17 protein-coding genes and 2 pseudogenes are annotated in these 18,485 nt (G+C 59.0%); 10 read left to right on the forward strand and 9 right to left on the reverse strand.

Annotation, left to right across the window (positions count from 1 at the left end; all coding sequences use genetic code 11):
* Positions 1-2 precede the first annotated feature (2 nt).
* Positions 3-632, reverse strand: coding sequence for a YbhB/YbcL family Raf kinase inhibitor-like protein (locus RIFP1SYM_RS12080; protein WP_005965091.1), 630 nt, complete (start codon positions 630-632; stop codon positions 3-5).
* Positions 633-699: 67 nt separating this feature from the next.
* Here RIFP1SYM_RS12080 and RIFP1SYM_RS12085 point away from each other — a divergent pair, with 67 nt between their 5' ends.
* On the forward strand, positions 700-1,101 hold the full coding sequence (locus RIFP1SYM_RS12085) for a hypothetical protein (protein WP_005965094.1): 402 nt from the start codon (positions 700-702) through the stop codon (positions 1,099-1,101).
* Here RIFP1SYM_RS12085 and RIFP1SYM_RS12090 read toward each other — a convergent pair.
* Together RIFP1SYM_RS12090 and RIFP1SYM_RS12095 are read right to left on the reverse strand one after the other, a co-directional pair.
* Positions 1,092-1,361, reverse strand: a complete 270-nt coding sequence (locus tag RIFP1SYM_RS12090; protein ID WP_005965097.1) for a hypothetical protein — start codon at positions 1,359-1,361, stop codon at positions 1,092-1,094. The two genes, RIFP1SYM_RS12085 and RIFP1SYM_RS12090, sit on opposite strands and share 10 nt — an antisense overlap.
* An 87-nt stretch (positions 1,362-1,448) precedes the next feature.
* Complete coding sequence (locus tag RIFP1SYM_RS12095; RefSeq protein ID WP_005965100.1) at positions 1,449-2,105, reverse strand: histidinol-phosphatase; 657 nt, start codon at positions 2,103-2,105, stop codon at positions 1,449-1,451.
* A gap of 143 nt (positions 2,106-2,248) precedes the next feature.
* Between RIFP1SYM_RS12095 and RIFP1SYM_RS12100 the strand changes: the two genes are divergently transcribed.
* Together RIFP1SYM_RS12100 and ptsP are read left to right on the forward strand one after the other, a co-directional pair.
* Complete coding sequence (locus RIFP1SYM_RS12100) at positions 2,249-2,773, forward strand: RNA pyrophosphohydrolase (protein ID WP_006475737.1); 525 nt, start codon at positions 2,249-2,251, stop codon at positions 2,771-2,773.
* A 58-nt stretch (positions 2,774-2,831) separates the two neighbouring features.
* Positions 2,832-5,093 carry a phosphoenolpyruvate--protein phosphotransferase gene (ptsP, locus tag RIFP1SYM_RS12105; protein WP_039960405.1) on the forward strand — a complete coding sequence of 754 codons (2,262 nt, stop codon included), beginning with the start codon at positions 2,832-2,834 and terminating at the stop codon, positions 5,091-5,093.
* Positions 5,094-5,100: 7 nt separating this feature from the next.
* Here ptsP and RIFP1SYM_RS12110 read toward each other — a convergent pair whose 3' ends face one another.
* The gene (locus RIFP1SYM_RS12110; RefSeq protein ID WP_005965108.1) at positions 5,101-6,897 is read right to left on the reverse strand and encodes a Na/Pi cotransporter family protein; all 1,797 of its coding nucleotides are present in this window, start codon (positions 6,895-6,897) and stop codon (positions 5,101-5,103) included.
* Positions 6,898-7,148: 251 nt separating this feature from the next.
* Here RIFP1SYM_RS12110 and RIFP1SYM_RS12115 point away from each other — a divergent pair, with 251 nt between their 5' ends.
* Positions 7,149-7,811 (forward strand): fumarylacetoacetate hydrolase family protein, encoded by a 663-nt coding sequence (locus RIFP1SYM_RS12115; RefSeq protein WP_005965112.1) that lies wholly within the window; start codon positions 7,149-7,151, stop codon positions 7,809-7,811.
* Positions 7,812-7,874: 63 nt separating this feature from the next.
* Here RIFP1SYM_RS12115 and RIFP1SYM_RS12120 read toward each other — a convergent pair whose 3' ends face one another.
* Positions 7,875-9,332: an MltF family protein gene (locus RIFP1SYM_RS12120; RefSeq protein WP_005965115.1), complete on the reverse strand. Its 1,458-nt coding sequence runs from the start codon at positions 9,330-9,332 to the stop codon at positions 7,875-7,877.
* Between the two features lie 109 nt (positions 9,333-9,441).
* On the opposite strand from RIFP1SYM_RS12120, the gene lexA reads away from it, so the two are divergent.
* Positions 9,442-10,077: a transcriptional repressor LexA gene (lexA, locus tag RIFP1SYM_RS12125; RefSeq protein ID WP_005965119.1), complete on the forward strand. Its 636-nt coding sequence runs from the start codon at positions 9,442-9,444 to the stop codon at positions 10,075-10,077.
* Positions 10,078-10,085: 8 nt separating this feature from the next.
* Positions 10,086-10,691 (forward strand): translesion DNA synthesis-associated protein ImuA, encoded by a 606-nt coding sequence (gene imuA / locus RIFP1SYM_RS12130; RefSeq protein WP_039960408.1) that lies wholly within the window; start codon positions 10,086-10,088, stop codon positions 10,689-10,691.
* 86 nt (positions 10,692-10,777) lie between these two features.
* Here the strand turns inward: imuA and RIFP1SYM_RS19045 are convergent.
* The 3 genes and pseudogenes from RIFP1SYM_RS19045 to RIFP1SYM_RS12145 all read right to left on the reverse strand — a co-directional run bounded on the left by RIFP1SYM_RS19045 (position 10,778) and on the right by RIFP1SYM_RS12145 (position 13,681).
* A pseudogene (locus tag RIFP1SYM_RS19045) lies at positions 10,778-11,454 on the reverse strand (TIGR04211 family SH3 domain-containing protein).
* 111 nt (positions 11,455-11,565) lie between these two features.
* Positions 11,566-12,489 (reverse strand): ornithine carbamoyltransferase, encoded by a 924-nt coding sequence (gene argF / locus RIFP1SYM_RS12140; RefSeq protein ID WP_005965127.1) that lies wholly within the window; start codon positions 12,487-12,489, stop codon positions 11,566-11,568.
* A 22-nt stretch (positions 12,490-12,511) separates the two neighbouring features.
* Entirely contained in the window at positions 12,512-13,681 is a 1,170-nt protein-coding gene (locus RIFP1SYM_RS12145; protein ID WP_005965129.1) for an aspartate aminotransferase family protein, read from the reverse strand.
* Positions 13,682-13,883: 202 nt separating this feature from the next.
* Between RIFP1SYM_RS12145 and RIFP1SYM_RS12150 the strand changes: the two genes are divergently transcribed.
* Positions 13,884-14,339 (forward strand): CopD family protein, encoded by a 456-nt coding sequence (locus RIFP1SYM_RS12150; RefSeq protein ID WP_005965131.1) that lies wholly within the window; start codon positions 13,884-13,886, stop codon positions 14,337-14,339.
* 88 nt (positions 14,340-14,427) lie between these two features.
* A complete protein-coding gene (locus tag RIFP1SYM_RS12155) occupies positions 14,428-15,558 on the forward strand; it encodes a methyl-accepting chemotaxis protein (protein ID WP_240992106.1) in 1,131 nt (376 codons plus the stop codon).
* 49 nt (positions 15,559-15,607) lie between these two features.
* On the opposite strand, the gene RIFP1SYM_RS12160 is transcribed toward RIFP1SYM_RS12155, so the two are convergent.
* Positions 15,608-17,512, reverse strand: a complete 1,905-nt coding sequence (locus RIFP1SYM_RS12160) for a thrombospondin type 3 repeat-containing protein (protein WP_005965135.1) — start codon at positions 17,510-17,512, stop codon at positions 15,608-15,610.
* 147 nt (positions 17,513-17,659) lie between these two features.
* Here RIFP1SYM_RS12160 and RIFP1SYM_RS12165 point away from each other — a divergent pair, with 147 nt between their 5' ends.
* Both RIFP1SYM_RS12165 and RIFP1SYM_RS12170 read left to right on the forward strand, forming a co-directional pair.
* Positions 17,660-18,226, forward strand: coding sequence for a DUF3592 domain-containing protein (locus RIFP1SYM_RS12165; protein ID WP_006475748.1), 567 nt, complete (start codon positions 17,660-17,662; stop codon positions 18,224-18,226).
* A 46-nt stretch (positions 18,227-18,272) separates the two neighbouring features.
* Positions 18,273-18,485: pseudogene (locus RIFP1SYM_RS12170) on the forward strand (hypothetical protein); the annotation flags it as partial.

The raw sequence follows: 18,485 nt of genomic DNA on the forward strand, positions 1-18,485 counted from the left end.
TTTCAGGCCGGCACCTCTGGGTTTACGCTGTAGGTACAGGTGAGCTTTGCTTCGGCCAGGATGTGCCCGACGATCGCCTCACGCACTTCAGGCCCGCCGAAGTTGCCTTCGACTGGGGTGCGTTCGATGTCTAGTGCGTAGAGTGTGAAGATGTAGTGGTGTGGAATGCTGTCGTTCCAGGGTGGGCAGGGGCCGTCATAGCCGAAGTATTGGCCTTCCATTTCGGCATCGCTACTGAACCAGTCGGTGTAGTTGTTGAGGCCGCGGCGGGAGCCGGCTGGTCCTCCCCGCGGGGATTTGCCGCGGGGGGTGACCTCGCTGGAGTCGGCGCCTTCGGCCAGCTCCCGACAGTCGGCGTGGATGTCGACCAGCACCCAGTGGAAGAAGTCGATTCGCGGCAGGTCAGCGGGTACCTGGCGCCCCTCCTGATTGACGTCGTCGGCGCGGCTGGGCACGTCCGGGTCGTGGCAGATCAGGGCGAATGAGCGAGTTCCCTGCGGTATCTCGTCCCATGCGAGATGGGGGCTGATGTTGTTGGCCAGGCTGACATGGCTGGTGGGGTCGGCTTGGCAGAAGGCAAAACGGCGGGCGATTGGTGCGCTATCGGTGAGGCTCTGGCTGGTCAGTTTCATCGGCTATCTATCTCCGGCTAAGGTTTTCTATTAAGGTGTCTGCGTGTGAACAAGGCTGATCCTCGACATGCTTGAGTATATCTTTTTCGACGAGCGCCCCTGGCGGCGTTTTATTGAGTTTCTTGATGAACAGAAGTTGGCGCCGATTATCTCTCACGGCCCTGAGGAGTGGGTGGTGGGGCTGCCGGAGGACCTGGACGACGAGCTGGATGCGCGTATCGAGGCCTTCTACGATGAGATGCTTGCCTACAATGAGGCGCTGGTGACGGAGGAGGAGGGGGCGCAGCAGGTGCATACCACCGGCATTAATGTGACCCTGAAAGATGGCCGGCAGGTGCAGGCGGCGATCGATCCGCTGCTGATGAACCGGCTGCTGGAGGCGGTGACGCCGGAGGAACTGGGGGTGTTTGTCAATGCCATTGTGGATGCGGTGGAGCATCCGGACGAACGCTCGCTCTGTCAGCGCTGAGGTATCTGCCTGATGGCCTGCTCGGCGCGCCGGGCCCGTTCCTGGGCTGCCTGTTCGAGCTGTTGCGCTTCAATGCGCGCCGCTTTTTTGCGCTCTACCAGTTCGATGTACTCTTTGGGGGTGAGGGTGATCCCTTTTTCCGGTGGCTGTTCGGCGTTTTGCAGCGCCCAGATCACGGCCCCGATCAGCACGATCAGGACGATGAAGAAGACGTTGCGGTTGGTCTGCTGCTGTTTAACGTGACGGTCGAACATCCCCATGCTTTTGCCTTGCCTCGTGTGTGGTGCTTGTCCCTCTGATTATGGACGATTATCCGACCTGCGCTGGTCTGATCGGTAGAGGGGGCTTCACTCTCTGAGGCTGATCACCGGCCAACCGCGCTGCCGGGCGGTCTCGGCCAGGCTTGGGTCCGGGTCCACCGCCACCGGGTGGTCGACCTGTTCCAGCAGCGGTAGGTCGTTGTGTGAGTCGCTGTAGAACCAGCTGTCGCGCAGGTCGAACTGGTGGTCTGCCATCCACTGCTGCAGCCGCCGGACCTTGCCCGCCTGGAAGCAGGGTTCCCCCGCCACTTCGCCGGTGTAGTGGCCGTCGATCTGCTCCGGTTCGGTGGCGATCAGCTGCTGCACGCCGAAACGTTCAGCGATCGGGCGGGTGACAAACGAGTTGGTGGCGGTGATAATTAGCAGCTCATCACCGGCCTTGCGATGTCTCTGCAGCAGCGCTTGTGCCGCATCGCTGATGATCGGATCGATTTTCTGCGTGAGAAACTCCTCCCGCCAAGCCTGCAGCTGTTCTGGTGCATGCTCGCGCAGAGGGCGCAGGGAGAAGCGCAGGAACTCGAAGATGTCGAGCCGACCCTCCTTGTACTCCTTATAAAATCGCTCGTTTTCCTGTTCGTAGTAGTCGCCGTCGACTATGCCCTGTTCCACCAGGAAGCGGCCCCAGAGATAGTCGGAATCACCCAACAGCAGGGTGTTGTCGAGGTCGAAGAGGGCGAGCGCCATAGGTCAGTCCTGATCTTGTGCGGAGGAAGTCGGAAAACACTACAGGAAAGTTGTTTATAAGCAAAGACTGATCCTGTGGCGGCTTGCCGGCTCAGGTTGATTGTGGAAAAATCCGGGCAACATCAAAGACTAGCGGCGCTATTGTGATCGACACCGACGGCTTCCGACCCAACGTTGGCATTATCCTCTGTAACGGCAATCGCCAGCTGTTCTGGGGGCGCCGTATTGGGCAGAATTCCTGGCAGTTCCCCCAGGGCGGTATTGATTCTGATGAGACACCGGAGCAGGCGATGTACCGCGAGCTGGAGGAGGAGATCGGCCTTACGGAGGACCAGGTCGAGTTGCTCGGCGCCACCCGCGGCTGGTTGCGCTACCGACTGCCGAAGCGTTACATTCGCAAGAACTGCCAGCCGCGCTGCATCGGGCAGAAGCAGGTCTGGTTTCTACTCAAGATCGACTGTGGTGAAGAAGCCTTCTGCTTCGACACGACCGGAACCCCTGAGTTTGACAACTGGCGCTGGGTAAAATACTGGCAGCCAATCCGGGAAGTGATCTACTTCAAACGCAATGTCTATACCCGGGCCCTTGAGGAGTTGGCGCCGCTGCTCTATCCCGATGGGGTGCCGGTGCGCAGCCACTCCAACTATCTGCGCCAGAACCGGCGCTGAGTTCTCACACCAGGCCTCGTCTCAATGGACCGGCGGGCCTTAACCAGATAGGGAGTTGATGCTCGAGACCCTCCATCGGATTGTCAATGAGGTAAACGGTGCTGCCGATCTGGGTTCGGCACTGGATATCATCGTCTCGCGTGTAAAGTCCGCGATCACGGCGGATGTCTGCTCTGTCTATCTAACCGATTTTGAGCGTCGCGAACATGTGTTGCGCGCTACTGATGGTCTGGCGACTGAGTCGGTGGGCAAGGTACGTCTGCCGTTGCATCGCGGCCTGATCGGGTTGGTCTGCGAACGGGCCGAGCCAGTCAATCTGGCGGATGCGCCGAACCACAATCGTTACCTGTTTGTCAGCGAGACCGGCGAGACTCACTTCAGCGGCTTTCTTGGGGTGCCGATCATTCAGAACCGGCGCGTGCTCGGGGTGCTGGTGGTGCGTCAGTTCGAGCAGCGCAGTTTTGACGATAATGAGGTGACCTTCCTCTTCACTCTAGCGGCGCAGCTGGCGGGGGCGATCATCCATGCGCAGACTAGTGGCGACCTGGTTATCATCGAAGATGAGGCGCCACTCACCCGCTTTCTCAAAGGTCGCTCTGGTGCGCCAGGTGTCGCCCTGGGACATGCTGTGGTGGTCTACCCGCCGGCCGATCTGAGGGCGATCCCCGACCGCCCTTGTGTTGATTCCGACGCGGATGAGGATGAGTTTCGTAGCGCAGTGGCGGCGGTGGTCGAAGACATGATGGCGCTGGCGGACCGGGTCGATGAGAGCCTGCCGGCGGAGGATCGGGCGCTGTTCGATGCTTGGTTGATGATGCTCGGTAGCGACTCCTTGATTGGCAAAACGGTGGAGCGCATCCACGCCGGCAACTGGGCTGCCGGGGCGTTGCGTCAGACCATCGAAGAGCACGCCAAGGTGTTCGATGCGATGGACGATGTCTATTTGCGTGAACGCGCCTCGGATGTCCGCGATCTGGGGCGGCGTATCCTGATGCATCTGCAACAGGCGCGTTCTGAACCGATAGAGTATCAGCCCGGTACCATTCTTGTGGGGGAGGAGGTCAGCGCCATGCAGTTGGCTGAGGTGCCCGAGGGGCGACTAGCGGGTATCGTTTCGGCAAAAGGTGCCAGCTTCTCCCATGTGGCGATCCTGGCCCGTGCCATGGGGGTGCCAGCGGTGATGGGTGCCAGAGATCTGCCGGTGGGGCGGATCGATGGGCGCCGTCTGATCGTGGATGGTTATCGTGGGCGGGTCTATATCTCCCCCGCCTCCTCGGTACAGAAGGAGTATCAGCGCCTCGCCGATGAGGATCGGGCGCTGAGCCAGGAACTGGAGTCGATCCGGGCGCTCCCCTCCGAGACCACCGACGGGGTTGAGGTGCCGCTGCACATGAACACTGGGCTGGTGTCGGAGATGAGCAGTCTGGGGCTGGCTGAGGCGGCCGGGATCGGCCTCTACCGCACCGAGGTGCCGTTCATGGTGCGTGACAGCTTCCCCGGTGAGTCGGTGCAGACTGCCAACTACCGAAGTGTGCTGGAGACCTTCGCACCTCGCCCGGTTACCATCCGTACCCTGGATATTGGTGGCGACAAGCCGTTGCCCTATTTTCCGGTCAACGAGTCGAACCCATTTCTCGGCTGGCGCGGCATCCGTATCTCGCTGGATCATCCGGAGATTTTCCTCACCCAGGTGCGCGCCATGCTGCGAGCCGCCAGCGGCCTGGATAATCTGCGCATCCTGCTGCCGATGATCAGCACCGTGAGTGAGGTGGACGATGCGCTGTTGCTAATCCAGCGTGCCAGGGATGAGTTGATCGATGAGGGTTTTGTGGTGCAGATGCCCCAGGTGGGGGTGATGATCGAGGTGCCTGCCGCGGTCTATCAGGTGGAGGCGCTGGCGCGGCGGGTCGACTTTCTCTCCGTCGGCACCAACGATCTGACCCAGTACCTGCTGGCGGTGGATCGCAATAATTCTCATGTGGCGGCACTCTATGATGATCTCCATCCTGCGGTGATTCAGGCGCTGATCCAGGTGCTGGAGGGGGCGGCGAGGTTTAACCGGGAGGTAAGCGTCTGCGGTGAGATGGCTGGTAATCCGGCGGCGGTGCTACTGCTGCTGGGGATGGGGGTACACACCCTCAGTATGAGCGCCGGCTCCCTGTTGCGGGTGAAGCGGGTGGTGCGCTCGGTGAGCCGGGCTCGGGCCAGAGAGTTGTTGCAGGCAGCGTTGCGTTGTGAGCGGCCGGCTGAGGTCAGTGAGCTGTTGAATAACGCCTTGGAACAGATCGGGCTTGGCGGCCTGGTGCGGGCCGGCAAATAATCCTTCTTCAGCTCTTGGTGCTGGCCTCCTCCAGCGTTTTTTCCTCCGGTGTTTGCTGAGCGTCGATCTCAGCGATCTGGGTATCGGTCGGTGAATAGAGCACCGTGGAGATGTCTACCAGCATCTGGGTGATGCGCCTGGCGTTGGCGCTGTCGTTGATCAGGGAGCTGGCCATGCGATCGCTGATCTCACCTTTCATGATCAGTTTCTGGATCCGCCCGCTCTCCAGCACGTCCAGCTCTTCAGCCTTGGCGCGCTGAAGTTTTATCTTCTGCAGATGTTCCTCTAGGTGTTCAGAAGAGCCGATGCGGTGAATTTCCCGCACTACCTTGAGGATGCGCCGGCGCAATACGTTGTACTCGCGTCGGATCTCCTGGTTGTCTGAGCCGATGAAGCGTTCGATGTTGCGGTTGAGCGGTTTCATCTGTTTCACCACCTGCACCAGCATGCGGTTGGCGATCAGAATATTGCGGATGCTCTCGATTTCCGGCTGCTGTAGCGGGAATTTGCTCTGCAGTTGTGTGGCGTACTCGAGGATGCGGCCGTAGATGGTCTTGATGCGGGTGGCGTAGACCTGGTCGATGTCGATCGGGATGGCCTGGTTGGATTTCTCCAGGATCTGTCGCAGCTTCTGCTCTGATTCAATATCTCCGCGATGCACGCTGAGACCGTGGGCAAGGATCTTGTAGGCACTGTTTTCCAACAGTCGTAGTGATTCATCCTTGAGTGCCTTGATGCCGGTCTGGGGAAACCTCAGGGAGGCTTCAGTGAGGAATTTGGGTTCGTCGATCTCGCGTTCTTTTTCAATCACTGGCGGCACCCAGGCCTCGGCGATCTTGACGATGCTGGGGACAAAGCCGAGCAGGAACAGAGTGTTGAGGATGTTGAAGCTGGTGTGGAACAGGGAGAGCGCTACCGGGATGGCAGTTGCGTTTAGGAAAGGGGACTCTCCCGCCAGTTCTTCTGCTATCCCGCCGACCCAATTGATGAATGGATAGAACAGCAACAGGATGCCGATGACCCCAATGAGGTTGAACAGCAGGTGTGCCCGGGCTGCACGCTTGGCATGATAGTTGGCCACCAGCGCAGCCAGATTGGCGGTGATGGTGGTGCCGAGGTTTTGTCCCAATACCATCGCAGCGGCGCTGTCGAAGGGGAGCCAGCCTTCATGACACATCACCAAGGTCAGGGCCATGGCGGCACTGGATGATTGCACGATCAGAGTCAGCAGAGTGCCAGCCACCATGAAGAACAGCACCGAGAAGTAGCCCAGCGTGGTGTACTCTACGAGAAAGGCGAGGACCTCGGGGTGGTTGCGGATGTCGGGCACCGAGTCTTTAAGAAACTGCAGGCCGATGAACAGAAGGGCAAAGCCGATGATGAATCGGCCCCAGTTTTTGTTGGTTTTATGTTGTGACAGGCTGAGCAGAAAGCCGGCGCCGATCAAGGGGATAGCGATGGCGCTTATCTTTACCTTGAAGCCGAGGATGGAGATCAGCCAGGCGGTGACGGTGGTGCCGATGTTGGCTCCCATGATCACGCCGACCGCCTCGGTCAGGGTCAGCAGGCTGGCATTGACGAAGCTGACCACCATCAGGGTGGTGGCGGAGGAGGACTGAATCACGGCGGTGATGAAGAAGCCGGTAAGCACGGCAAAGATACGGTTGGAGGTGGTGGTGGCCAGTATCGAACGCATCCGGTTACCAGCCAGATGCAGCAGGGCATCGCTCATCACCGTCATGCCATAGAGAAACAGGCCGAGTGAGCCGAGCAGTGTCAGGATGTTGGTGAAGCCGTAGTCCATAGGCGGGTTATCTGGGTTGACCCTGTTGTCTGTTTAAGCGCTGCGGGGCTTGCTTGGTGTTTATCAATTGATGACTCTTCGCATTATTCACTTGTTTGAAATGTGGAGGGAGAGCGCAAATATAGCGACTCGTCTGCGGTGTGTTAGCGGCATATGAAATAATTAGCAGTATGGCTTGAAAGTGGCAATGCAAACCAGTCGATTTTGCAATCTGTTGTCCAATATGTGGATGCGAGAAAGAGGAGGAGTGGATGGGCTACAGGCATCGATGGACAGATGGTGAGGCGCTGGATCTGCCGAACGGCAAGGTGGTCTGTGTGGGGCGCAACTATGTGGGTCACGTCAAGGAGTTCGATAGCCCGCTCCCCACCGAGCCGCTGTTGTTTGTCAAACCCGACACCACCCTGGTTGATATGCAGCAGCCTGTTGTGATCCCCACTGACAAGGGTGCGGTGCATCATGAGGTGGAACTGGCGATGCTGATTGGTGAAACGCTCACTCACGTCTCAAAGGAGCGGGTAGAATCCGCCATCGTTGGAGTTGGACTGGCACTCGACCTGACCCTGCGGGATATTCAGGCGCGGCTGAAAAGCGCTGGCCATCCCTGGGAGAAGTCGAAGGCGTTTGACGGTAGCTGCCCGCTCTCCGGTTTTCTGCCGATGGGGCAGCTGACGTCGCTGAGCTTCATCGAGTTCAGTCTGGTGGTCAACGGTGAACAGCGGCAGAGTGCAAACAGCGCTGACATGATCTTTGATGCTCTGACCCTGATCGCCCACATCAGTGAGTTTTTTACCCTCCGCCCGGGGGATCTGGTGCTCACCGGCACCCCGGCTGGGGTAGGGTCGCTCAAGCCCGGGGATCGCTTCTCCTGCTCGATTGGTGAGCTGCTGCAGGTTGACTCGGTGGTGGTGTAGGAGCACTGCTCGCGGCGCGAACATTCGCACTGCAAGTGGTGCTCCATTTGGCGTTGCCAAATGTTATTTGACAGAAGTCTGTTCTTTTATGGCTGCCTGTGAGGCATCCTGCAGGTCAAATGCAAGCCGGTAGGCGGTGTAGTATTTGAGGATGTTGCGCACATATCGCACCGTTTCCTGTCCGACCAGGCGCAACGCCGCTTGCTCCACGTTGCCGAACCAGCGGTTCGAGTCGAGACCCATCGCCTTGGCTTTGTCGCGCATGCGCCGCACCTTGGCCGGGCCGGCGTTGTAGGCTGCGAGACTGAAGAAGAGCCGATCCTGCGGCAGGATCTCGGCATCGCTGAAGTAGCGATCCCGGATCCAGGCCAGGTACTTCACGCCGGCATGGATGTTGTTCTCCAGCTGCTCGATGCTTGTGATTGCGACCATCGTGTCGGCAGCGGTGGTCGGTCGGATCTGCATGATGCCCAACGCCCCCGAGGGGTTGCGTTTGCTCTGGTCGAGCCCTGACTCCTGATAGGCCTGGGCGGCGATGGTGAGCCAGTCGAAGTGGTACTGTGTGGCGTACTTCTCCATCAGACCGCGCACCCGCATCAGCTTGTCCTGCTCGCCCGGCTGCAGCGGGTTTTTGATCCAGCGGGTGTTGCGATAGTAGCGTTGAAACAGCATGTTGCCGAGCAGGGTGCCCTTTTTGATCTTGCCGATGAAATCGTTCAGGCTGGCGCGCAGTTTCGGGTTTTCTTTGCGTACCGCCCAGGCGATCTTCCCGCCACTGTGGATCTGCAGGGTGCGGTGCAGCACCAGGTTTGGCAGCAGTCTTGCCCAGATGGTGGCGATGTGGTCGTCGGCAAACGTGTAGTCGATCACCTGGGCACTGAGCATCTCGAGCAGGTCTTCCGTCTGCAGATGCGAGTCAACCTCAACCAGTTTGATCGGTTCGATATGAGCCTGTTTGAAACGTTGGTTTAGCGCTCGCAGATGATCGACATAGCTGCTGCCTCGCAGCAGGTGAACCCGCTGCCCGGCCAGATCCTCTAACTTATCAACCGGTTTCGCCTTGTCTGAAGCGACCAGAATCTCCTGCACATTGGGCAGGTAGGGCGCGGTGAAATCGACCAGCTGACGGCGCTGTGGTGTGATCGTCATACCGGCGGCAACGACATCACCGCGTCCCTCGATCAGCGCTGGCAGCAGCTGCTCGAAAGGGAGTGGGATGTAGATAAAGCTGGTCGCGATCTGGTTGTTTTTCTTCTCCTGATTGAGGTGTTTGCGGTACTGCTCCATCAGTTCGAATTCAAAGCCTTGGTGGCGTCCATCGTGCAGGAAAAAATTAGTGCGGTTGTGGTTGACCAGGACGCGGATGGCGGTGCGTTGCTGCATCGCCGGCAGATCATCAGTGAAAGGCTGGTTGGCTGGCTGCAGGGCAGAAAGTCCGTTTGCCTCCCTGGCCGACAGGTGGGGGATGCAGAGTAAAAAAAGCGGCAGAAAAAGAGACGCTGTTTTGCTGAATATCGACACAGGACAGATCCGCTGGGATTTGAATCATTCTGGCACAGAGGTAGTCGGCTTGCAGAGTAATGGATGCTGTATATAATTACAGTATTCGTGATATGACCGGACCGAGCCGATGAAACTGACTCCTCGCCAAACGCAGATTCTGGAACTAATTCGCAGCCATCTGGCCGACACAGGCTTTCCCCCGACTCGTGCCGAGATTGCCGAAGCTCTGGGGTTTCGTTCGGTAAATTCGGCAGAGGAACACCTGCGCGCGCTGGCGAAAAAGGGTGCTATCGAGCTGTTGAAGGGCACCTCCCGCGGCATCCGTCTGCTGGAGAGAGAAATGCCTGAAGCGGGACTGCCGGTGGTGGGGCAGGTTGCTGCGGGTCAACCGATTCTGGCGCAAGAGCATATCGAAGAACGCTATGACTTCTCTCCTGATCTGTTCCAGCCACGTGCGGACTATCTGCTGCGGGTGCAGGGTATGAGTATGAAAGATATCGGCATTATGGATGGTGACCTGCTGGCAGTGCACTGCTCCCAGGATGCACACAATGGCCAGATCGTGGTGGCAAGGATTGAGGATGAGGTGACGGTGAAACGCTTCTTCCGCGATGAGCGCAGTAGTCACTTGGTGGTACTGCTGCCGGAGAATGATGATTTTGAACCGATTCGGGTCGACCTGCGCGAGCAGTCCCTGACGATCGAGGGGCTTGGGGTCGGTGTTTTGCGCCAGGGATTAGGTGCTCCATTCAAGTTTCGCTAGAGGTGGGGATGGAACTGGAGCAGCTGTTATACGAACAACAAGATCTCTGGCATGGAGGGCAGAGCAAAGACGATTCGGCAGCGGTGCTGGCCACTGGCTTTGATGCGCTGGATGAATTGGTGGGAGGCTGGCCGCGAGGTGATCTGAGCGAGATCCACTGCGATGCGGAAGGGCTGGCTTGTCTCAACCTAGTGATACCGCTGCTGGCCCGCCTCAGTGTGGAGTCGCGCTGGATCGCCTGGATTGCGCCGCCGGCGATTCCCGATGCGTTGGCGTTGCAGGCCTGGGGCGTAGACCTGTCACGGGTCTTGCTAGTGCATCCACCGGATTCTGCTGGGAAGCTTTGGGCGCTGGAGCAGGCGCTGGCATCGGGTACCTGCAGTGCGGTACTTGCCTGGCCGGAGACGCTGAGCCTTTTGCAGGGCCAGCAACTGCGGCGGGCTGCACAGCAAGGTGATGCGGTGGGTCTGCTGTTTCAGTCACAGCAAAGGGTCGCCCACTCTTCTGCCGCAGCACTTCGTCTGCAGGTCCATCCGCGTGCCGACGGGATGCGTCTGGAGCTTCTCAATCTGCCAGATGGCGGGGGGCTGGCCTCACTCCACATCACACTCTAGCATTACAATCTGATCGATCGTCCGGAAACTATAGCAATGGCTGTGCATTTGCTGGCGACCGGCTAACCTGCTGCCCGTGGCTCTGTTTAAAGCGCGCCCCAGTTGTTGCGACGGCGCTGGAAGCGGAGGTGGGGCAGCAGCAGGCCGATCAGAATTCCAGCAATCACGACGGCTGCGCCGATAAGAAACCAGTCGCGGTTCGACTCGTTGCTGAGATCCCGGTTCTGCTGCCTCAGGTCGGCGACATTGCGGGTCAGGTCAGCAACCTGCTTGCGCAGGTCGTTGCGTTCGTTGGAGATGCGGATGGCGTTTGATGCAGTGCGCTGGATGCTCTGCAGCTCCTGATTGAGCTGATTTTTGGTCTGTTGCAGGGCCTTGTGTTCCTGCTGCAGGCTGTCGTGCTGCTGCTGCAACCGGGCGAGTTTGCCGCTCAATTCAGCGGGGGCGGATTCGAGCTCATGAACCGTTGCTGCAAGGTCTTGAGCTGGTTGCGGGCGCTCGGCTGGTTCATCAGCTGGCGACTCAGTACATATCCTTCCAAGCCGCTGGCGGTGCGGATTTTGGAGTAACCGCTCTCTGAGTCGGTAGAGAGCAGATCGACCTGATCACCACTATTCAGCATGCGCAGAATGCGATGGGTTGAGCTTTCGCCGGAACGCATGGTCACCTTAAAAGTGTCGGTGATATAGGCAGGCTTTGCCTGGGCCAGCAGGGGGAGGGCCAGCAGAAGCAGAGCAATGCTTAATTGGAAGGGGAGCCGCATCACAGTATTCCGTTAAGTGGTGGTCCTGAAAGAGACGTATTGTCGCAGTTTTTCTCAGAAGAATTTCTGATCATTCCCACGTTTTTCTGTTTCGGGTCGCTAAAAAGGTGGCTATTTTTGCTTGCTAAGTAGTAGGAATTCGAGTAATGCCTTTTGTGAGTGAAGACGGTTCTCTGCTTCATCCCAGACGACGCTGTCGGGAGCATCGATGACTGCAGCGCTGACCTCTTCGCCGCGATGGGCCGGCAGGCAGTGCATGAATAGTGCGTCCGGATTTGCGATGGCCATCATCGCCTCATCAACCTTGAAATCGGAGAAGGCTTTTTCCCGCTGCTGCTGTTCCTCCTCCTGACCCATGCTGGCCCAGACGTCGGTGACGACCAGGTCGGCTGCTTTGGCAGCAGCCATCGGATCGCGAGTCACTCGGCAACGATCGCCCGCTGCGGTAAGGATCTGATTGTCAGGGTCATAGCCTTCCGGGCAGGCGATGCTGAGCTGGAAATCGAACTGGCGCGCCGCGTTGATGTAGGAGTGGCACATATTATTGCCGTCGCCGATCCAGGCCACGGTTTTGCCTTGGATCGAGCCGCGATGCTCCACATAGGTCTGCATATCCGCGAGCAGCTGGCAGGGGTGATAGAGATCAGTGAGCGCATTGATTACCGGTACCTGAGAGTATTCGGCAAAACGCTCAAGTTTCTCCTGCTCGAAGGTGCGGATCATGATGATATCGACCATACGAGACATCACCCGCGCGCTGTCCTCGATTGGTTCGCCACGCCCCAGTTGAGTATCGCGGGGCGAGAGGAACAGTGCGTGTCCACCGAGCTGGGTCATACCGACCTCAAACGAGATGCGGGTGCGGGTGGAGGATTTCTCAAACACCATGCCCAGGTTTTTTTGTTTTAACGGAGCATGGATCTCGCTGGCATGGGTCATGCGTTTGAGCTCGATGGCGCGGTCGATCAGGTCGGTCAGCTCCTGACTGCTGAGATCAAGCAGGGAGAGGAAGTGCCTGGGTTGAGTATCGTTCATGTCTGCTTCCTCAAGGGAGTGCTCAGAGAAAATCGTGAATCAGTGCACTAACGCCTGAGATGATCTGGTCCGCCTCCGCATCGCTGATGATCAGCGGTGGGATCAGCCGGATCACGCGCTCGGCCGCGACGTTGATCAGCAGTCCCTGTTGCAGGGCCTTGCTGACCAGTTCGCCACAGGGCCGATCGAGCTCGATGCCCAGCAGCAGGCCGACAGCGCGGATATCCACTACGCCATCGAGGTCGTCCAGCTGTTGCTTGAAAGCGGCGAGCATGCGCTCGCTGAGAGCTGCGGCGCGTTCTGGGATCGCTTCCGCTTGCATTGTCTCCACCACGCAGCATGCCACCCGGCAGGCGAGCGGGTTGCCGCCGAAGGTGGAGCCGTGGGTGCCCGGCCCGAGAACCTCGGCAGCCACCCCCTGTGCCAGGCAGGCACCGATCGGTACGCCGTTGCCGAGGCCTTTGGCGAGAGTCATTACGTCGGGCAGGATGCTGTTGTGCTGATGCGCGAACAGTTTGCCGGTGCGGCCCATGCCGGTCTGGATCTCGTCGAGCATCATCAGCCAGCCCTGCTGGTCGCAGATCTCGCGTACTTGGTTGAGGTAGTCGGAGGCGGGGATATTCACGCCGCCTTCGCCCTGTACCGGTTCCAGCAGAACTGCCACTACGTCCTGGTTGTTGGCGGCGACTTGGGCGATTGCCGCGGCGTCGCCAAACGGGACCCGGATGAAGCCCTGCACCAGTGGTTCAAAACCCGCCTGCACCTTGCGGTTGCCGGTGGCGGAGAGAGTTGCCAGGGTGCGACCGTGGAAGCTGCCTTCGGCGACGATGATCTGTGGTGTGGTGATGCCTCTGTTATGGCCGTGAAGCCGGGCGATCTTGATCGCGGCCTCGTTGGCTTCGGCGCCGGAGTTGGCGAAGAATACCCGCTGCATGCCAGAGAGCTGGGTGAGCAGGTCACCCAGCCGCTGCTGCTGCTGGATGCCGTAGAGGTTCGAGGTGTGGATCAGTTCGCCCGCCTGTTCGCACAGGGCCTGACGCACTGCCGGGTGGGCGTGGCCAAGATTGCAGACAGCGATGCCGCTCACCGCGTCCAGATAGCGCCGGCCATCAGTATCCCACAGCCAGGCGCCTTCGCCCCGCTCGAAGGTTACCGGTAGCCGTGCGTAGGTTGCCATCAATGAGTCAGCCATGAATCCATCCTGTAAAATAAAAAAGGCATCCTGATGGACGCCATTCTCACCAACATCCGCCGCTGTTTGGCCGGAAAACCGATTAGTTTACCTATGTGTGTCGCTTGGCGCAAACTCACATCTGGCAGTGTAGATTTATCTGCCGCATTGGGCAGAATGCACCGCAGGTTCAGCTTTTTCATCATTTGATTAGGAGATACCCATGTTCCTTGCGCTGACACTCCATCTGCTTGCTGTGATTGTCTGGGTAGGCGGTATGTTCTTTGCCCATATGGCGCTGCGTCCGGCGGCCAATGCACTACTTGAACCACCCCAGCGGTTGCCGTTGATGAAGCAGGTCTTCGATGGTTTTTTCCCCTGGGTGTGGGGCGCTGTGTTATCGATTCTCGCGAGCGGCTTCTGGCTGCTGTTTGTGCCCTTTAATGGTGAGGCGAAGACCTCAGTTTGGGCGATGACGCTGCTCGGTACCCTGATGGCGGTGATCTTCATCTTTATCTATGCGCGCCCCTACCAGTTGATGGGGCAGGCGCTTTCGGCGGGGGAGTTACCCAAAGCGGGGGCGGCGATGGCGCTGATCCGCCGTCTGATTGGTATCAATCTGATATTGGGCCTGCTGGTCACCGTGTTGGCGGTGATGGGTAAATACAGCGGTTTTTAATCGGCCACACGGCAGAAACCTCATGTTTTCCCCCTGACTGTCGATTGCTTGTTTGGGGATCTGCTTTTGGTGTCTAAGGGGGGTTGCGATGTTCCTATGTGGCAAAACAAAACGTGCATTGGGCGATGCTGAACAGCGGATTGAAGCGCTAGAACAGCAGCTTGCCGAGTTGTCGGAACAACAGCATACCCTGCAGCAGGAGCGTGACCACTACCAGGCAGAGGTGCAGCGCCTTAAACAGCAGCAGATGCTGGCGACCAGCATCTTTGCCAGCTTTGAGCACTTTGGCAAGAGCCTCGACCTGATGCAGGAGACAATGGGGGGCATGGCCAAACTGCTCAGCAGTGAGAAGGAGACGGCGGTGGTCTCTTCCACTGAATCGGAGGTGGCGCGGCATAAATCCTCGAAGATGGCTGATAACCTCAGTTCAATCTCCAGCGAGTTGAGTGATGCAGTCTCCTACATGGAGCAGCTGAATAGCCGCACCGATGCCATCGGCAATATTGTCGGCCTGATCAATGGAATCTCCGAGCAGACCAATCTGTTAGCGTTGAATGCGGCGATCGAGGCGGCGCGGGCGGGGGATCAAGGGCGTGGTTTTGCGGTGGTTGCCGATGAGGTGCGCAGTCTGTCGCACAAGACCGGTGAGGCCACCAAAGAGATCGCCAGTGAGGTGAGCCAGATTCAGAGCAGCTCATCGGATGTGGAGAAGCGCATGCGCCAGATCGCCAATGAGTCACAGAAACTGGCGCAGATCGGCGGCACCTTGGTCGATGGCATGAATAGCATTATCGGCCTCTCGCGGCAGATGGAGCAGGCGGTCTCTTCCGGATCGCTGCGCAGCTTTGTTGAGGTGGCGAAGATTGACCATCTGGTCTTCAAGGTTCAGGTCTACATGGTGCTGATGGGGCAGCTAGAGAAGCCGGCAGAGGCGTTCTCCAGTCATACGGATTGCCGTCTGGGGCACTGGTACTACCAGGGCGAGGGGGTCAGCTGCTTCTCCAAGTTGGATGGTTACAAGGAGATCGAGAGACCTCACATTTTGGTGCATGAGGCAGGCAAGATGGCGGTCAACGCTTTCCATGCACAGGATTTTGATCGATGCGTCGAGGCGATGCAGCAGATGGAACAGGCCAGCCTTGATGTGTTGGATAGCCTGGAGCATCTGGCAAAGTCCGGTGAAAACATGCCCGAGCTGTTGTGTCACCATCAAGGATGAGTGGCTGATGTGAACGGGCGACGCCGACACAAATCGGCGTCGCGTCGTCTCAGTTCATGCGGATCAGTTCCACGCGGCGGTTCATGGTTTGTCCCTCGAGGGATTCGTTGTCGGAGATCGGCTGTTCTTCACCAAACCCTTCCGCCGAGAGGCGCTCAGCGGCGACCCCATTGTCGCTGAGATAGTGCATCACAGTGATAGCGCGACGGTGGGAGAGGTCTTTGTTGTATGCCGCATCGCCGCGGCTGTCGGTGTGTCCCGCCACCATCAATCGAAGCCCCTGATGGTGAATCAGGGTTCTGGCCACCTTATCCAGGATGGAGACCGAACCCTGGGTGAGCTGGTCTGAATCGGTCTTGAAGTTGACGCCGTGCAGGGTGATGACCTCGGCCGGACTGCAGCCGGTGGTGTCCACCTCCTTGCCTGCCGCCGTGTTGGGGCAGAGATCGGCGTCATCGAAGATGCCATCCTGATCACTGTCGAGAGTCGATGCTGGGATGGGAGTGATCGGCTCTGCAACTTCGGGGCAGTTCGCTACAACGATCTCACAGCCGTCGCGGCTGACCTCTTTGCCGGCCGGTGTGTTGGGGCATTGATCGAGCCGATCGACCACCTGATCACCATCCAGATCAGTCTCGCAGCCTTTGTTATCGACCCTGGCCTCGGTGGGAGTACCCGGACACTGATCAAGTCGGTCGATAACTCCGTCACTATCCTGATCCAGCTCGCAACCTCTATTGTCGACCATAAAACCCGCGCCGGTGCCCGGACACTGGTCAGACTCGTCGGCCACGCCATCCTTGTCGGTGTCGATCACGATCGGCACCTGGGGCGGCAATATGCGTTCACAGCCGTCGGGGGTGACCTCTCTGCCGGCGGCCGTGTTCGGGCATTGATCGAGGCGGTCGATCACGCTGTCCCCATCCTGGTCTGTTTCGCAGCCGTGGCTGTCGACCCGGGCGCTGGCAGGGGTGTTGGGGCACTGATCGAGATGATCCACCACCTGATCCTGATCCCGATCGGTCTCGCAACCTCTGAGATCGACGCTGAGCTCGCTCGGGGTGGCTGGGCAGTCGTCCTGGCTGTTGACCACGCCGTCGTTGTCGCTGTCCACCTCACAACCGTTCGGCTTCACTTGCGCGCCCTGGGGGGTGGCCGGGCAGCGGTCGAGTGCGTCCGGGATCAGATCGCCATCGTTGTCGAGGCGGCAGCCGTCGGTGTCCACCACCGCGCCCTCAGGCGTATTGCGGCACTTGTCGTGGCTGTCGTCAATGCCGTCGCCATCGGTGTCGAGGGCGCAACCGAGATTGTTGACCAGGATGCCCGAGGCGGTTTTGGGGCAGTGGTCCAGGTTGTCGACAATGCCGTCCTGGTCGCTGTCGCTGAGCCGGTAGCGGATGGTGAAGACCAGATCATTCACCTGGTGGCCGTAGTAGGTGATGGTGTTCTCCCGCTTCACCCACTCGCCGTCGCGATTGCTTTCATAGGAGATCAGCTCGATGCCTTTGGGCAGCACCCAGGCGTAGACGAAGTTGTCGAAATCACCGGGCTTGTACCACATGCCGAAGTGGCCGTCGGCACGTTTCTCCTCGCGGGTGGTGAAGGTGTAGATGCCATCGTCAGAAAGGCTGAGCTGGTCGCTCAACTGCTCAGGATAGACCACCACATACTCCCCCTGGTTGAAGGCCAGGGTGTTGACAGCCGGGTTTGAGGTGCCATCCCAGTCGCGCTTGTTGGGGTAGATGTAGTAGAAGTCGTTCAGCTCCAGCGATTTGGTGACGTGAAAGAGGAGCTTTGAGGCATCCCCCCGCAGGGCGCGATGAAACAGCGAGCTTCTGCCATCGGTCTGCAGGTAGATAATGTTCTCGGAAGTAACCTCGGCATAGGCGCTGGAGGCGAGCAAGCCGCTTGCCAGCAGGCCGAAGAGAGAGATAAAGGTGCGAATGGAAGCCATGATACTATCCCAGCGTTTGGCAGATGACGGTGTGGCGGATTCTGCAGTAAGGGGCGCCCGACCTGCAAGGTGGAGGTGGTGGATGCTTGGTGATGGCAGGAAACGTCACAATTGTTGACGATTTCTATGCCAAACGATGGAGAAGTGATGGCTACACAACGTGCTGGAGTGATTGGCACCCTGGTGTTCGGCGTCATTTGCGCCTTGGCGGGCTATTTTGCCGCCTTTGAGTGGGGCAAGCCGATCCTCGATAAGGCCGAGGCAAGCGTCAATTGGCCGCAGGTTGCAGGTCGGATCGAGATCGCGGAACTGCAGCAGGCGCGTGACAGTGACGGCAATCGCCTCTATCGAGCCCAGATCGACTACAGCTACCAAGTGGCGGGGGCGCACTACCGGGGTTCGCGCATCCGCTTTGATGGTGGCCCCAGCTCAAGCAGCGCCGCTGAGGCGAAGCGGGTACTCAATCGTTACCAGCCGCAGCAGCCGATCGAGGTCCACTACAATCCGCAATCACCGGAAGAGTCGGTGCTCGAGCCCGGCACCACCCTGGATAGCTATCTGCCCTACTTTATCGGTCTGACATTTTTTACCATTGGGGTGTTGATCAGCGTTGGCATGCTGCTCAAACTGCTGCTGGTGGGAGGCGTCATCGTTGGTGCGCTGCTGCAGCGGTGGAAGCAGAGAGCAACGCCGCCACCGCCACCCAAAGGCTGAAGCGACTGAGCTGCCTGGTCTGAACAGAAAGGAAGGAGAGCAAACCATGTTTGATGCAGAGAAGATGTTGGGCGGACTGCTGGGCGGTGTGCTCGGTGGTGACAGCGGAAAGTCCGCCATCCCTTCGGTGGGGATGGGGGTGCTGGGAGTCGCGATGGCCGCCTATGAACATTTTACCAGCCAGAGTGGTGCCGGGCAGGCGTCGGCCCAACCCGGCACGACCCAAGCCCCGCCGCCCCCGCCTGGGCAGGCCGCTGCG

The sequence above is a fragment of the endosymbiont of Riftia pachyptila (vent Ph05) genome (assembly GCF_000224455.1).
GTDB classification, from domain to species: domain Bacteria; phylum Pseudomonadota; class Gammaproteobacteria; order Chromatiales; family Chromatiaceae; genus Endoriftia; species Endoriftia persephonae.

Coding starts and splice junctions, on each gene's coding strand:
- RIFP1SYM_RS12090 (WP_005965097.1), bottom strand. CDS start 1,361: ATGGGGATGTTCGACCGTCACGTTAAACAGCAGCAGACCAACCGCAAC.
- RIFP1SYM_RS12165 (WP_006475748.1), top strand. CDS start 17,660: ATGGCTACACAACGTGCTGGAGTGATTGGCACCCTGGTGTTCGGCGTC.
- RIFP1SYM_RS12155 (WP_240992106.1), top strand. CDS start 14,428: ATGTTCCTATGTGGCAAAACAAAACGTGCATTGGGCGATGCTGAACAG.
- RIFP1SYM_RS12115 (WP_005965112.1), top strand. CDS start 7,149: ATGGGCTACAGGCATCGATGGACAGATGGTGAGGCGCTGGATCTGCCG.
- RIFP1SYM_RS12160 (WP_005965135.1), bottom strand. CDS start 17,512: ATGGCTTCCATTCGCACCTTTATCTCTCTCTTCGGCCTGCTGGCAAGC.
- ptsP (WP_039960405.1), top strand. CDS start 2,832: ATGCTCGAGACCCTCCATCGGATTGTCAATGAGGTAAACGGTGCTGCC.
- argF (WP_005965127.1), bottom strand. CDS start 12,489: ATGAACGATACTCAACCCAGGCACTTCCTCTCCCTGCTTGATCTCAGC.
- imuA (WP_039960408.1), top strand. CDS start 10,086: ATGGAACTGGAGCAGCTGTTATACGAACAACAAGATCTCTGGCATGGA.
- RIFP1SYM_RS12095 (WP_005965100.1), bottom strand. CDS start 2,105: ATGGCGCTCGCCCTCTTCGACCTCGACAACACCCTGCTGTTGGGTGAT.
- RIFP1SYM_RS12110 (WP_005965108.1), bottom strand. CDS start 6,897: ATGGACTACGGCTTCACCAACATCCTGACACTGCTCGGCTCACTCGGC.
- RIFP1SYM_RS12085 (WP_005965094.1), top strand. CDS start 700: ATGCTTGAGTATATCTTTTTCGACGAGCGCCCCTGGCGGCGTTTTATT.
- lexA (WP_005965119.1), top strand. CDS start 9,442: ATGAAACTGACTCCTCGCCAAACGCAGATTCTGGAACTAATTCGCAGC.
- RIFP1SYM_RS12150 (WP_005965131.1), top strand. CDS start 13,884: ATGTTCCTTGCGCTGACACTCCATCTGCTTGCTGTGATTGTCTGGGTA.
- RIFP1SYM_RS12080 (WP_005965091.1), bottom strand. CDS start 632: ATGAAACTGACCAGCCAGAGCCTCACCGATAGCGCACCAATCGCCCGC.
- RIFP1SYM_RS12145 (WP_005965129.1), bottom strand. CDS start 13,681: ATGGCTGACTCATTGATGGCAACCTACGCACGGCTACCGGTAACCTTC.